Here is a 15,224-nt window from a genome sequence, read left to right as displayed (position 1 = left end):
AATGTTGTAGTATGTTCGTATAATATATGTAGACTTTATAATAACTGATAAAAGTTAAACAATAAACATATAAACGAATAAACTATGGCTAGTAGATATTTATTAGGTTTTGACGTAGGCTCAAGTTCTGTAAAGGCTTCGCTTACTGATGTTGACAATGGAGAAATCGTAGCTTCAGCATTCTATCCGGATCATGAAGCACCCATTATGGCTGTAAAGACCGGTTGGGCAGAGCAGGATCCTCAGATGTGGTGGGATAATGCTAAGCTGGCGCTTAAGAAAATCATGGCAGAATCTGGTGCCAAGGGTGAAGATATCCTTGCTATTGGTATCTCGTACCAGATGCATGGCTTGGTTTGTGTTGATAAGAATCAGCAAGTTTTGCGTCCTAGTATCATCTGGTGCGACTCTCGTGCCGTACCTTACGGCGAGAAGGCTTTTCATGATTTAGGTGAGAACTTCTGCTTGCGTAATCTGCTCAATTCTCCTGGAAACTTTACTGCATCTAAACTTGCATGGGTAAAGGATAATGAACCGGAACTGTTTGATAAGATTGATAAGATTATGCTTCCTGGTGATTATCTGGCAATGAAACTTTCAGGTGAAGTTAAGACTACTATCAGTGGTCTTTCTGAAGGTATGATGTGGGACTTCAACCAGAAAAAGCCTGCTAAATTCCTGCTTGATTACTTTGGCTTCGATGAAAGCATTCTGGCTGATATTGTTCCTACTTTCTCTGTACAGAGTGTAGTAAGTAAAGCGGCAGCTGAAGAACTTGGTCTGAAAGAAGGTACACCAATATCTTATCGTGCGGGTGACCAGCCAAATAATGCTGTGAGTCTGAATGTGTTCAATCCGGGTGAAATAGCAAGTACTGCAGGTACATCAGGAGTTGTATATGGTGTATTGGGTGATGTTAACTATGATCCAAAGAGCCGTGTCAATACTTTTGCTCATGCTAATTATACTACAGACCTTGACCGTCTTGGTGTATTGTTGTGTATCAATGGAACTGGTATCTTGAATGCGTGGGTTCATCGAAATATCACTCCAGATGTAAGCTATGCGGATATGAATGATCTTGCAGCTTCTGTACCAATAGGTAGTGATGGTGTTAAGATTATCCCATTTGGTAATGGAGCTGAGCGTGTATTAGAGAATAAGGAAGTTGGTTGTTCTATTCGTGGCATCAGCTTTAATAAGCATAATCGTGCTCATATTGTTCGTGCAGCACAAGAGGGGATCGTCTTCAGTTTCTGCTATGGAATGGAAATCATGCAGCAGATGGGTATGGATATCAAGAATATTCATGCAGGTAAGGCTAATATGTTCCTCAGTCCGTTGTTCCGAGATACCTTGGCGGGTGTGAGTGGTGCTACTATCGAACTTTATGAGACAGATGGTAGTGCAGGTGCAGCTAAGGGTGCTGGTATTGGTGCCGGTATCTATAAGGATCATAATGAGGCTTTTGCTTCATTGAAGAAACTTGCAGTCATAGATCCTGATGAGGCTAACCGTTCTGCTTATCTCGAGGCTTATTCTGCATGGAAAGAAGAGCTGAAAAAACTTTAAACGTTTGTAATTTACTTTAGACAAACTTTTTTTATAATATCAGATAAAGGGTGGGAGAAGTCTCACCCTTTATTTTTCTTTTTTCCGATTCTTTTGACTTTTGGGGGAGCTTCCATCTTATTTAAGGATTGGATTTAAATATCTGTAGTTGATTTTCTGAGTATCTATCCACTTATGTTTTGTCATGATGAACCGCTTTAGAAGATAGATAAGTGATTATACAATGAAAAAATCCCCCAGCCCGCTTGAGAAAGCAGGATGGGGGATTGGTATTTTGAATCAAAACAGTTTAATTCTTGAAACTGTGGATTGGAGCCGGAATACGACCGGCACGGTTTACGAATGCTTCGCAACTGAATGGGTTTACAGGCATGATTGGAGCATGACCGAGCAAACCGCCAAAATCTACATTGTCGCCTACCTTCATGCCCACAACTGGGATGATACGTACGGCAGTAGTCTTTTGGTTAACCATACCGATGGCAGCCTCGTCGGCAATGACACCGGAAATGGTGGTGGCTGGAGTATCGCCAGGGATGGCAATCATATCCAAACCTACTGAGCAGACACAAGTCATCGCCTCAAGCTTCTCGATGGTCAGCGCACCTGCCTCTACAGCGTTGATCATACCCTGGTCTTCGCTGACAGGGATGAAGGCACCGCTCAAACCACCTACATAAGAAGAAGCCATGATACCGCCCTTCTTAACCTGGTCGTTCAGGAGTGCAAGAGCTGCTGTGGTACCAGGAGCACCGGCATGCTCAAGACCGATGAGCTCGAGAATATCGGCTACACTATCACCGATAGCTGGGGTAGGAGCCAATGAAAGGTCGATGATGCCGAAAGGTACGTTCAGACGGCGTGAAGCCTCCTTGGCTACCAACTGACCTACACGGGTAATCTTGAAGGCGGTGCGCTTGATGGTTTCGCAAAGAACCTCGAAGCTTTCGCCCTTTACCTTCTCCAATGCATATTTTACAACGCCAGGACCGCTGACACCGACACTCACTACCGCATCGGCCTCAGAAACACCATGAAAGGCACCAGCCATGAACGGATTGTCGTCTGGCGCATTGCAGAGAACAACGAGTTTGGCGCAACCCAGAGAACCTCTGTCCTTGGTTGCCTTGGCTGTATCCTTTACGATTTCGCCCATCAGTCGGACGGCGTCCATGTTGATACCGGTCTTGGTAGAACCCACATTGACTGAGCTGCAGACGAAATCGGTCTGTGCCATCGCCTGAGGGATAGAACGGATAAGGAGCTCATCGCTCTTGCTCATACCCTTGCTTACGATGGCAGAATAGCCGCCCAGGAAGTTGACACCGAGCTCCTTGGCACACTGGTCGAGGGTCTTGGCAATCTTCACGTAATCGTCGGTAGTCTTGCAGGCAGAACCGCCTACCAGCGAGATAGGAGTGATGGAGATACGCTTGTTGACGATAGGCACACCAAACTCCTTGGAGATTTCTTCGCCGGTCTTCACAAGGTTCTTTGCCAGACGTGTAATCTTATTATGAATGTTCTGACAGAGCTCATCGAGATCGGTAGATGCGCAATCCAAAAGGTTGATACCCATGGTGATGGTACGCACATCGAAATTCTCCTGCTCTATCATCTTATTGGTTTCGATAACCTCAGATATATTGATCATATTGTTTGCTTTTTAAATTCTGTGCATCATATTGAAAATTTCCTCGCGCTGGCATTTGATCTGCACGCCCATAGCCTTACCAACATTGGTGAGTTCATCGGCTACTTCCTCGAAAGTTTTCTGCATCTTGCCCATGTCTACGATCATCATCATGTTGAAATATTCCTGTACGATGGTTTGAGAGATATCCAAGATGTTGATACTGTTCTCTGCCAAATAGGTACATACCTTGGCGATGATACCAACGGTATCCTTGCCCACTACTGTAATAATCGTTCTGTTCATGTATTTATTCCTTATTTTAAATTGGTAAGTTTTCGGCTGCAAATTTACAACTATTTTGTTAGACTACCAAATAAAAAGTCAGAAAACTTGTAAAATCACTAACGCTTTGCAAGTTTTCTGACTCATTTTTACCTTTCTTGTTTCCTTATCTTACTTGATACCTCTTTCGTTGAGTGCCTTAGAATATTTGGCTGCATTCTGCAGGTGCTCATCGTAAGTGCGGGCAAAATTATGAGTGCCGCTGAAATCCTCCTTGGCACACATGTAGAGGTAATTGTGATGCACATGGTTGAGGACGGCATCGATACCTGCTACGCTCGGAATACGGATAGGCCCCGGTGGCAAACCTGGGTTCTTGTAGGTATTATACGGGCTCTTGATAGACAGGAGGTTGTTGTAGATGCGCTTGAGGTCGAATCGCTGCCAGGCATATTTAATGGTAGGATCGGCCTGCAATGGCATACCCTCTGGATATTCGGCATTGCGAAGCATCAGACGGTTATAATACATGCCGGCTATCATCGGTTTCTCACCGTTGTTGGCTGTTTCTTCGTCCACGATGCTGGCAAGGGTGATGATCTCAACCGGTGTCAGCTTCATAGCCTTTGCCTTTTCGGTGCGCTCAAAGTTCCAGAACTTGTCGCTTTCTTTCTTCATGCGCTCCAGAAATTTATCTACCGAGATGTTCCAGTAGAGATCGTAGGTGTTAGGTACGAACATGCAGGCGATGGTGGCAGTATCGTAACCATATTTCTGACAGACGCTCTCGTCGCGCAGGGCATGGTAGAGGTCGTTGCTGCCAAACATCATCTTCTTGCCAATCTCATCAGAGAGTTTGTCGAGCGTGCGTACCGAAGGGATGGTAAGGCTAACCGGTTCCTGCAAACCGTTCTTCATGTGGCGCCATGTCTTGAGGGCACCATCGCCCGGAGCAATGGCGTATCTGCCGGTGCGGATATGATCGGCATAGCCGGAATGGAGAGTCAGGGTCTTGAATGCCTGGAACGGAATGCTCTTGGCAAATGGGCGGAGCTTGTTGTATACAGAGTCGATGTTATCATCGCTGTCGATGTAAACATACTCGGTGTTGCTGCTCTTCGAGAAGGAAGAGAAACAGTAGATGTAGCCTACGATGGCGATGACTGCGATGCAGCCTATAGCACCATACAGATAGAGCTTAGAAAATGATTTTTTCTTTTTCATATTCTTCTTGTTTGTTATTTTTCGGGTGCAAAAGTACAGTAAAAATGGGAAATAGCAAAGTATAGGAATTTAAAATAGGTTAATTGTCATCTTTCTTTATCCGTTGTGTCTGCTTTTTTGTTACCTTTGCACTTGACATTGAGAATCAACATGTGTATCGGTGCTTTCGGGCACATTATTATAAAAGGATTATGAAAATGAAGTTTTCGATAGCGTATGCTGCCAAGTGGGGTCATGCCCTGCATGTAGAATTAACTTTTGCCGCTGCTGACGGCTATCAAGATACGATGGACTTGCCGATGACCACCCGGGACGGTTATCACTGGGAGGTGGAAATGGCGTCAAGGCAGAACCGCCATCACCCTTTCGTAGCTGTAGCTTACTGCTACTGCGTGAAAGATGCTGAGGGAAAGGTGCTGCGTAGGGAATCGCTCGCTTCTGCCCGCCAATATGTTTTTGATGAGAGTAAGAATTTCTATTTTCAGGACTATTGGCTGGAGGAGGATAATCCTTACGTGGAAAAAAATGCCTTCGTATTGCAGCAGGTAAAGTTTACTGATGTCAAGCCAGCGCGTCTGCCTCTCTTCGACCGTACTATCATCTTCAAGATTCATGCCCCGAAACTCTATGAGGGTGAGGCTGTAGCTCTGTTGGGAAATCATCCTACGCTGGGCAAATGGAATCCGGCTCATTTCCTGAAGATGCAGAACAATCATGGCAAGGACTGGGAAATATCTGTGAATGTGCAGGCTATCGATGAGCCGATAGAATATAAATATGTGGTGATTGATGCACAGACCCAGAAACTGAAGAGATGGGAATTTGGGGATAACAGAATCTTTGGCATTTCGGGTAATGAACAGGCTGGTGGACAGGGAACTCCTCAGGGTGAAATCCGCGTATACCATCAGGATGTTTATGTGCTACACGGCGGTGAGTTCCGCATCAAGAGGGTTCCGGTTCATGCCCAGTTCAATTTCGATACCTATATCTTCGATCTTGACGGAACCCTGATTTCTTCTCTCCACGACCTGGCTGCAAGCTGCAATTATGCGCTGAAGCTGAACGGAATGCCTGAACGTACGCTGGAGGAAGTACGTATGTTTGTAGGAAACGGGGTGAAGAAACTGATGGAACGTGCCGTGCCGGGAGGATTGGAGAACGAGAAGTTTGAGAAAACCCTACAGGATTTCCGCAAGCATTATATGGTGCACAATATGGATAATACGAAACCTTATCCGGACGTGATGGAGATGCTGGAGGAACTGAAGAATAGGGGAAAGAACATTGCGGTGGTAAGCAACAAGTTTTATGCAGCTACCCGGGAAATATGCCGCCATTTCTTCGGCGACCTGGTAGATGTGGCGATAGGAGAGCGGGAGAATATCAAGAAAAAACCGGCTCCAGATACCGTAAACGAAGCCTTGCGGCAGCTGCATGCGGATAGAGAAAGGGCGGTATATATCGGCGACAGCGACGTGGATGTGATGACGGCAAAGAACAGCGGAATGCCTTGTATCTCAGTGCTGTGGGGATTCAGAGATCACGATTTTCTGCTGGCACATGGAGCTTCTATCCTGGTATCATCACCCTTGCAGATATTATAAGAAAGGTAGGATAAAATGATTTGGAAGACCATCATAGAGAATGGTCTTCCAGATATTTCTTGATAAATTCAAAGTAGGTTTCTGATATCGGAATGCTCTGGTCGCCATAGGTAATGTGCTGCTGGTCTACCATATCAAACTTTGTCATGTTGGCAAGGAACGAACGGTGTACACGCTTGAATTTTTCTCTTGGCAGCCTTTCTTCCAACTGTTTGAGGTTGCCCAGGGTTCTGATGTTAGGCCTGCCCTCAAGATGGAAACGGATGTAGTCTTTGTCGCAGTCAACAAACAGAATATCATCTATCGGGATTCTTACGCATTTGTAATCTCGTTTTACCACCAGGAAACCGTCGCGCTTGATAGGGTTGTAGTTATCGTCCTGCATGTAGCGTTCGAAGACTTTCTGGCATGATCCCATAAAGTCATCGTAGGTGATGGGCTTGAGCAGATAGTCGAATGCATTCACTTTGTAGGCTTCGATGGCATACTCCTTGAATGCGGTGGTGAAGACAATCTTCACGTTCTTGGGTACAACCTTTGCAAATTCCAAACCGCTGATCTGCTGCATGTGGATGGCGAGAAAAAGTATGTCGAGATGGTTGTGATGGATGCCGTCTACAGCATCTATCGCACTTTTGTAGGCTCCGATCAAATGCAGGGTCGGAGTTTTTTCTATATACTGTTCCAGGAGTTGCAAAGCTTCCGGATCTTCATCTATGATGGCGCAATTTAAAATCATAATTTTACTGTTTTAGTGATTTTATTCTCGATTTTCGTAAAAACGAAAAATGTGTTTGTTTATTGTTTCAAGCTGCAGATTTTTTCAGATAAAAATCTATTTTCATGATTTTACCTTAAATTTGTTTAATCTATTTGGCTATTTGAGGAAAAAACCGTAATTTTGGAGATTGATAAGTCAGACTATAACTATAGAATATGAAATACAATAAGAAACAACATACCAAATTGTACTGTCGGAGCAAGTGCTTTTTCCTTGCCTTGACTTTGGCTATGGCATCGGTTGATGCCTCAGCCCAGAAGATTTCGCTAGGCTCTTGCATCACCCGTGACGGAGGTCAGTTTAAAGGCGAAATGGTGAGCGGAAAGCCGCAGGGAAAAGGTACTACCATCTATAAGAATGGGGATACCTACGAAGGCTTTTATATGAAAGGTAAGCGCGAAGGTTATGGCGTTTATACCTTCAGTGATGGCGAAAAGTATGAGGGACAGTGGATGCAGGACCAGCAGCATGGTAAAGGCACCTACTATTTCCAGAACAACAACAAATATGTAGGCCTCTGGTTCCGCGATTACCAGCATGGTCATGGCGTCATGTTCTATTATAATGGTGATAAATATGACGGCGACTGGTATAAGGACAAGCGTCAGGGACGCGGCGTTTATAGTTATGCCAATGGCGCACAGTATAAAGGCCAGTGGATGAACGATATGAAGAATGGAAACGGCTTCTTCAATTGGGGAGACGGAACTACTTATGACGGTCAGTGGCTAGACAACCAGCGCTCAGGAAAAGGTACTTTCAAATATGCTGATGGCGATGTGTATATCGGCGACTGGAAGGATGATATCCAGGACGGAAAGGGTATCTATAAATTTCATAATGGCGACATTTATGAAGGCGATTATGTGCAGGGAGAACGCACGGGTATAGGCATCTTCCGCTCTGCAAAGGGCGACAAGTATAACGGACAGTTTAAGGATGGCCTGCGTACCGGTCAGGGTACCTTCATCTGGAAGAATGGCGATATCTATGTAGGCGACTGGATGGATGATCTGCAGAACGGCAGGGGCAAACTGACCAAGAAGAACGGTGACGTGTTTGAAGGTGAGTTCAAAAACGGTCTGGTAGATGGTAATGTCGTGATTCATTATGCTGATGGCAGAAGATTCAAGGGTGCCTATCACAAAGGTAAGCGCCAGGGACCTTGCATAGAAGAAGATAAAAACGGTAAGCGTTTCGAAGGAACCTACCGTAACGATGTGCGTGACGGAAGATTTGTAGAAAAAGACCGCAACGGACAGGTTACAGCCAAGGGAGCCTACGAAAACGGCAAACGATTTGAAGACTAATCTCTTCAGAAAATTAGAAAAATACAAAGAAATTATAAATAACGAGATAGAGAACCTTTATATTTTAAATAATGAGAAAAAGAACATATTATAATGTTGAATATCGAATGTTCAATGTTCTGTTTTCAAGTCTCAAAGTTAAAAGTAAATGTTCAAATCTCAAAGCTTAACTATAATTATGGTAGTAGATACTTTAGACAATCTGGAGAAATATGTTTCTCTCAATCCGCTCTTCGCTGATGTAGTGAAGTTTATCAAAGATAATGACCTCTCTAAATTGGAGGACGGTAAGCATTTTATCAAGGAGGGTAACCTCTTTGTTAACATAACGACAGCTCACGGAAAAAGCGAGGAAGATGCTGTTTTTGAAACACATCGCAAGATGATTGATATTCAGATTCCTCTTGACAACGAGGAGACTTATGGCTATACTCCTCTTGCTGATCTTCCTGAAGTGGAATATAACGAGGCTAAGGATGTAACCAAGTATCCTGGTGTGAAAGCGCAGACGCTCGTTACCTGCAAGCCAGGTCAGTTTGCTATCTTCTGGCCACAAGATGGTCATCAGCCATGCATCGGTAGTGGTGATATCCACAAGGCTATCTTCAAGATTAAGAATTAAAGAAGAAATCTTCAAGATAAAATTAAAGAAGAATAATATAGAGTAACCATCTAAAATCATGATATATGGCAACAGAAAAGAAAACTACAGCCCAGAAGGCTGCAACTAAAAAGGCAACTGCAAAGAAACCAGTTGCAAAAAAGGCAGCGAAGGCTGTGGTAAAGCATATCGGACTCGTGAAGAACGACCCATATCTGGCAGACTATGAGGATGCCATCAAGGGCCGACACGACCATGCACTCTGGAAACTCGGTCAGCTGACTAATAACGGCAAACAGACATTGAGCGATTTTGCCAATGGATACGAGTATTTCGGACTGCATAAGACTGCCCGTGGATGGGTGTTCCGTGAGTGGGCACCTAATGCTACAGACATCTATCTGATAGGTGACTTCAACAACTGGCAGGAAACCGAAAAGTATCGTGCTAAAAGAGTAAAGAATACCGGCAACTGGGAACTCAAACTTCCGGAGAAAGCGATGAAACATGGCGATCTCTTCAAGATGAAAGTTCATTGGGAAGGTGGTGAAGGCGAGCGTATTCCTGCATGGGCACAGCGCGTAGTACAGGACGACCAGACCAAGATTTTCTCTGCTCAGGTTTGGAATCCGGAACCATATAAATGGAAGAAGAAAACCTTCAGACCAAATGTGGCACCTCTGCTCATCTATGAATGCCATATCGGTATGGCACAGGATGCTGAGAAGGTTGGCACTTACACAGAATTTAAGGAGAATGTGTTGCCACGTATCATCAAGGATGGTTACAACTGCATTCAGATTATGGCTATCCAGGAGCATCCGTATTATGGCTCCTTCGGCTATCATGTAAGCAGTTTCTTTGCTGCAAGTAGCCGCTTCGGAACTCCTGAAGAGTTGAAGAATCTCATTGATACAGCTCACCAGAATGGTATTGCCGTCATCATGGACATCGTTCACTCTCATGCCGTAAAGAATGAGGTGGAAGGACTGGGTAATCTCGCTGGCGATCCTAACCAGTATTTCTATCCTGGCGACCGTCATGAGCATCCGGCTTGGGACAGTCTCTGCTTCGACTATGGAAAGGATGAAGTCATCCACTTCCTGTTGAGCAACTGCAAGTATTGGCTCAATGAGTTCCATTTCGACGGATTCCGTTTTGATGGTGTAACATCCATGCTCTATTACAGTCATGGTCTGGGTGAGGCATTCTGCAACTACGGCGATTATTTCAATGGTCACGAGGATGATAATGCCATCTGCTATCTTACCCTTGCCAACTGTCTGATTCACGAGGTTAACAAGCATGCCATTACGATTGCCGAAGAGGTGAGCGGAATGCCGGGCCTGGCTGCCAAGTTTGAGGATGGCGGTTATGGTTTTGACTATCGCATGGCGATGAATATTCCAGATTATTGGATCAAGACCATCAAGGAACTGAAGGATGAAGACTGGAAACCATCCAGCATCTTCTGGGAGGTAAAGAACCGCCGTTCGGATGAGAAAACCATCTCTTATTGTGAGAGTCATGACCAGGCATTGGTGGGCGATAAAACCATCATCTTCCGTCTGATTGATGCCGATATGTATTGGCATTTCAAGAAGGGCGATGAAAACGAAATGGCTCATCGTGGTATTGCTCTGCATAAGATGATCCGTCTGGTTACCGCCTCTACAATCAATGGCGGTTATCTCAACTTCATGGGTAATGAGTTCGGTCACCCAGAGTGGATTGATTTCCCTCGCGAGGGTAATGGCTGGAGCCATAAATACGCCCGAAGACAGTGGAATCTGGTAGATAATCATGAACTCTGCTACCACTATCTTGGAGATTTCGACCGAGAAATGCTCAAGACGATTACAAGCGAAAAGAATTTTAACAAGACACCAGTTGTAGAAATCTGGCATAATGATGGCGATCAGGTTCTCGCCTTTATGCGTGGCGATCTGCTCTTCGTGTTTAACTTCTCGCCAACCCGCTCTTTCACCGACTATGGCTTCCTGGTTCCAACCGGTTCCTACAGTGTAGTGCTTGATTCTGACAGCAAGGATTTCGGCGGTAATGGCTTGAATGATGACACGATGACGCATCTGACTAATTACGATCCACTTTATGTGAAAGACCGTAAGGAGTGGCTGAAACTTTATCTGCCAGCTCGTACAGCTTTGGTGCTGAAGAAAAATTAATAGATTGATTTATGAAAAATAAAAGGAGTAGTACTGCGAAGATGCAAATCGCCTGTGCTATCATCTTTATCACATTTACCTACGTCTACCTGGCATTTTACCAGGCAGACGTACTGGCAGTGGCTCAGCATGTTTTCTCAGGCGGTTTGACCAACTACAGTTACACGCTGGCTCCACTGCTTATCACGCTCGTACTCTATCTGCTGCAAGTGGGAGTGTACGCAGTAACCCGTGTGAAACGCCGTTTCCACGGGCTTACTTATTTCCCTTCGTTCCTCATCCTGACGATGATTACCGATATCCCCGTTGATATCGACCGTTATCATTCGCTGGGGGCGTGGTGGATTATCTTGCCACTCTGTCTGATTCTATGGGGCGGATTGATATGGATAGCCCGCCAGTTGGAGCCGATAGAAACAGAGCCTCACAGCAACGGCTGGTTCTCCCGCTATATGTGGGTGAATCTGCTCCAGATGCTGGTGATGATATTGCTTGTCAACTTTGTTGCTAGCAATGATCGGCTGTTTCATGAACGTATGCGCATGGAACATCTGATGAAAGAAAAACAGTATGAAAAAGCTTTGGAAGTAGGTGAAAAATCTCTGAAAACAGATTCTTCGCTGACAATGCTCCGTATAGCCTGTCTCAACGAAACAGGCGAGCTGGGCAGCCGTCTCTTTACTTATCCGCTGGTAGGTGGAAGTAAGGCGATGATGCCGGATAGCGTAACCGTGAAGGCTATGATGTGGAAGGCGCCAAAATGGATGCAGAAACCTTCGGCATGGATGGTTAAACATCATCTCAAGTATCGTCTGCCTGTTGACTATCAGCTTTGTGCACTCTTGCTGGACAAGCAACTAGACAAGTTCGTAGCAGAGGTGCAGAAACATTACAAAGTAACTTCGGGCAAACTGCCTGTTCATTATAAGGAAGCGTTGGTTCTTTATACGCATCGCCGCAGTAATCCAAGTATCGTTTATCACGATAATGTGATGGATACAGACTTTGAGGATTTCCAGCAGATGGATCACAAATATGCTAATGAGACAGAAAAGCAGAATGCTCTTCGGGATACTTATGGAAATACCTACTGGTATTATTATGAGTATGGAAACAAATGAAAGTTTTAATTTAGGAGATTAATATGAAAATACAGATATTCAGAAACTTATGGGTTTTACAGATAGCTTTTCTTCTGTTGGCGCCATTAGGGTTGCAGGCACAGAAGAAGGAGATTTCTGCAGCCAAAGATCTGGTAAAGGCTGGCAAGGATTTGGCGAAGGCCGAATCCAGTATGCGCAAACTCCTGACGGATTCTGCCAACCGGAATAACAAGAAAATTTGGAATATTCTCTTTGATGCTGTGAAGAAGCAGTATGAACAGGGTAATGAGAAACTCTACCTCAAACAGGCGTATGATACAGCCCAGCTCTTCAATGCAACCCGACAGCTCTTCGTTATAGCCCAAGGACTTGATTCCGTTGAGATGATTCCTAACAAGAAAGGAAAATGTGAGTATGATTTCCGCAAGTCTCATTCTGAATATTTGAACAGAATCCGGCCGAACCTCTATAACGGAGGAACCTGGTTTATCAGGAAGCAGAAATATAAGGAGGCTTATCAGTTCTTTGACCAGTACATAGCGTGCAGTACAGCACCGATGTTCCAATCGTATAAGTATGCTCAAAAAGACAAATATCTTTCTTCGGCTGCTTATTGGGCTGTTTATGCCGGATATAAGATGCAAGATACCAAAGCTACGCTTCATCATTCTTATGAGGCGCTGAAAGATACGGCTCATTATAACTATATGTTACAGTATCTGGCAGAGACTTATAAACTGGAGAAGGATACTGCGCGCTATCTCTCGACCTTGAAGGAAGGTTTTGAGCGGGATCCGAAATTCCCGTTCTTCTTCCCGCGTCTGGTAGAGTTTTATTCGCAGGAGAACCAGCTCGATTCTGCGCTCGCCGTGGCAGATAAGGCGCTGGCGATAGCTCCCGACAATGATATCTATCTCTTTACCAAGGGAACCATTCTCCTGAATATGGGTGATTTCAAGCAATGCATCGAAGTGAGCAAAAAGGCACTTGCTGTGAACGATTCTTTGGCTGGTGCTTATTATAATATAGGTTTGGCTTATTTCAATCAGGCGGTTGAAATGGATAAGAATTCGCAGCAATCCCGCAAAACGCATCAGGTGATAGACGGACTTTACAAGAGTGCAATGCCTTATCTGCAGAAGTACAGAACGATGGCGCCTGATATGCAGGACCAGTGGGCTTTGCCGCTATATACCATCTATCTGAACCTGAACATGGGTAAGGAGTTTGATGAGATTGACAAACTACTCAATCAGAAAAAGAAATAATGCCTCATGATGAGGAATTTATGAAAACTTCTCTTGAAAAGAAAACTTCTCTTTAATAAAAGAATACTTCTCTTTAGAAATTGATTATTAGAAATTTATGATAGACAGAATTTTAGATAAACTGGGCATTGAGCTCAATGATATGCAGCAGAATTCCATGCAGGCAATCTTGCACGGGAACAAGGATGTGGTGATACTTTCGCCAACAGGTAGTGGCAAGACACTGGCTTATCTTCTGCCTCTTACCCAACTTATAGATGCTACTGATGACGAGGCACAGGCGGTGGTGGTAACTCCTGGTCGGGAACTCGCTTTGCAGTCGGCTAACGTATTGAAGAATATGGGCAGCGGTTTGCGTGCGATGGCTTGCTATGGTGGTCGTGCTACGATGGATGAGCATCGCGTGATGAAACAGGTTCGTCCTCAGATTGTATTTGGAACTCCAGGCCGTCTCAATGATCATCTGGATAAGGGAAATCTTTCTCCATATCACATCAAATACCTGATTATTGATGAGTTTGACAAGTGTCTGGAGATGGGTTTCCAGGACGAAATGAGCCGACTGATCAAGTCTTTGCCTGGCTTGCGTCGACATTTCCTGCTTTCTGCTACCGAGGCGGAGGAGATTCCTCATTTCGTACACATGGGTAGGGTAGAAAAGATAGATTACCGTGTGGATGAAGATCAGGTTCCTGACCGTGTACATATATATAAGGTGGATAGTCCGGTAAAGGATAAACTGGAGAGTCTGTCACTTTTGCTACGCAGTTTAGGCGATCAGAGTACCATTGTATTCCTCAATTATCGCGACAGTGTAGAGCGCACCAATAAATATCTGGTGGAGCAGGGATTTTCAACCTCTTTCTTCCATGGTGGATTGGAACAGAAAGAACGCGAGGCTTCTCTCTATCGTTTCAGCAACGGTAGTGCCAATATCTTGGTGAGTACGGATCTGGCTTCGCGCGGACTTGATATTCCAGATATAGATAATATTATCCATTATCACATGCCGGAAAGTGAAGATGGTTATATCCATCGTGTAGGGCGTACGGCAAGATGGGAAGCCCAGGGCAGGGCTTTCTTCCTGTTAGGTCCTGAAGAGCATATTCCGGAATATGTGGATGCTGAAATTGAGGATTACGAGATGCCTGCTGCTGATCAGCTTCCTGCGCCAGCCAAACCTAAGATGGCTACTATATATATAGGTAAAGGCAAAAAGGATAAAATCAGCAAGGGTGACATCTTAGGCTTCCTTTGCAAGAAGGGTGGGCTGCAGTCGGCTGAAATTGGTAAGATTGATGTTAATGACCGTTATGCTTATGCTGCCATTTCCCGAACGAAGTTGCGCAGCGTACTGAATAATGTAAAGGGCGAAAAGATAAAAGGTGTCAAAACGATAGTGGAAGAGGTAAGGTAGTTGACAAACTGCTGCTATCTTTTCTCTGTTGCTTGCTAATGTATAATAAATGTAAAAATAGACATAAATATGCAGTTATTATACTAAAATGACTAACAAAATGAAAGAAATCTGCGCAAAACGCTAAAAATGTGCAGAAAAGTTTGGTAGTTTCAAATAAAAAGTGTAATTTCGCAGTCGTAAATACAATCCAAAGGTTTACTATGTATCCTATATGGGTGTATTGTGCACTAATTT

Annotated in this window: 12 protein-coding genes and 1 pseudogene; 9 read left to right on the top strand and 4 right to left on the bottom strand. The window is 44.4% G+C overall.

All coding sequences use genetic code 11. From position 1 onward, the window contains the following. Positions 1 to 84 precede the first annotated feature (84 nt). Positions 85 to 1,572 (top strand): xylulokinase, encoded by a 1,488-nt coding sequence (locus tag DWV53_RS06990; protein WP_118152592.1) that lies wholly within the window; start codon positions 85 to 87, stop codon positions 1,570 to 1,572. A 289-nt stretch (positions 1,573 to 1,861) separates the two neighbouring features. On the opposite strand, the gene DWV53_RS06985 is transcribed toward DWV53_RS06990, so the two are convergent. The 3 genes from DWV53_RS06985 to mltG form a co-directional block, all read right to left on the bottom strand. Further along, positions 1,862 to 3,226 carry a PFL family protein gene (locus DWV53_RS06985; protein WP_118152590.1) on the bottom strand — a complete coding sequence of 455 codons (1,365 nt, stop codon included), beginning with the start codon at positions 3,224 to 3,226 and terminating at the stop codon, positions 1,862 to 1,864. 12 nt (positions 3,227 to 3,238) lie between these two features. Beyond that, entirely contained in the window at positions 3,239 to 3,511 is a 273-nt protein-coding gene (locus DWV53_RS06980) for an ACT domain-containing protein (RefSeq protein ID WP_006849014.1), read from the bottom strand. Between the two features lie 150 nt (positions 3,512 to 3,661). Then, entirely contained in the window at positions 3,662 to 4,714 is a 1,053-nt protein-coding gene (gene mltG, locus DWV53_RS06975; protein WP_118152588.1) for an endolytic transglycosylase MltG, read from the bottom strand. Positions 4,715 to 4,905: 191 nt separating this feature from the next. Here mltG and DWV53_RS16105 point away from each other — a divergent pair. Beyond that, a pseudogene (locus tag DWV53_RS16105) lies at positions 4,906 to 5,559 on the top strand (carbohydrate-binding module family 20 domain-containing protein); the annotation flags it as partial. Between the two features lie 99 nt (positions 5,560 to 5,658). Beyond that, positions 5,659 to 6,321 (top strand): HAD family hydrolase, encoded by a 663-nt coding sequence (locus DWV53_RS16100; protein ID WP_228114681.1) that lies wholly within the window; start codon positions 5,659 to 5,661, stop codon positions 6,319 to 6,321. 31 nt (positions 6,322 to 6,352) lie between these two features. Here DWV53_RS16100 and DWV53_RS06965 read toward each other — a convergent pair whose 3' ends face one another. Further along, positions 6,353 to 7,060, bottom strand: a complete 708-nt coding sequence (locus DWV53_RS06965) for a LytR/AlgR family response regulator transcription factor (RefSeq protein WP_118152584.1) — start codon at positions 7,058 to 7,060, stop codon at positions 6,353 to 6,355. 272 nt (positions 7,061 to 7,332) lie between these two features. Here DWV53_RS06965 and DWV53_RS06960 point away from each other — a divergent pair, with 272 nt between their 5' ends. The 6 genes from DWV53_RS06960 to DWV53_RS06935 all read left to right on the top strand — a co-directional run bounded on the left by DWV53_RS06960 (position 7,333) and on the right by DWV53_RS06935 (position 14,987). Next, complete coding sequence (locus tag DWV53_RS06960; protein ID WP_118152614.1) at positions 7,333 to 8,412, top strand: phosphatidylinositol-4-phosphate 5-kinase; 1,080 nt, start codon at positions 7,333 to 7,335, stop codon at positions 8,410 to 8,412. Between the two features lie 178 nt (positions 8,413 to 8,590). After that, on the top strand, positions 8,591 to 9,034 hold the full coding sequence (locus DWV53_RS06955; RefSeq protein WP_118152582.1) for a YhcH/YjgK/YiaL family protein: 444 nt from the start codon (positions 8,591 to 8,593) through the stop codon (positions 9,032 to 9,034). A gap of 65 nt (positions 9,035 to 9,099) precedes the next feature. Then, positions 9,100 to 11,199, top strand: a complete 2,100-nt coding sequence (locus DWV53_RS06950; RefSeq protein ID WP_118152580.1) for an alpha amylase C-terminal domain-containing protein — start codon at positions 9,100 to 9,102, stop codon at positions 11,197 to 11,199. A gap of 11 nt (positions 11,200 to 11,210) precedes the next feature. After that, positions 11,211 to 12,320 (top strand): DUF6057 family protein, encoded by a 1,110-nt coding sequence (locus tag DWV53_RS06945; RefSeq protein WP_118139437.1) that lies wholly within the window; start codon positions 11,211 to 11,213, stop codon positions 12,318 to 12,320. 23 nt (positions 12,321 to 12,343) lie between these two features. Next, positions 12,344 to 13,570, top strand: a complete 1,227-nt coding sequence (locus DWV53_RS06940; protein ID WP_118152578.1) for a tetratricopeptide repeat protein — start codon at positions 12,344 to 12,346, stop codon at positions 13,568 to 13,570. A 97-nt stretch (positions 13,571 to 13,667) separates the two neighbouring features. Continuing rightward, positions 13,668 to 14,987, top strand: coding sequence for a DEAD/DEAH box helicase (locus DWV53_RS06935; protein ID WP_118152576.1), 1,320 nt, complete (start codon positions 13,668 to 13,670; stop codon positions 14,985 to 14,987). Positions 14,988 to 15,224: the final 237 nt, after the last annotated feature.

The organism is Segatella copri (assembly GCF_003465495.1).
Lineage (GTDB): Bacteria > Bacteroidota > Bacteroidia > Bacteroidales > Bacteroidaceae > Prevotella > Prevotella copri_G.
Note: the sequence above shows the minus strand (reverse complement) of the source record. Positions and strands in the feature narration are given on the sequence as shown.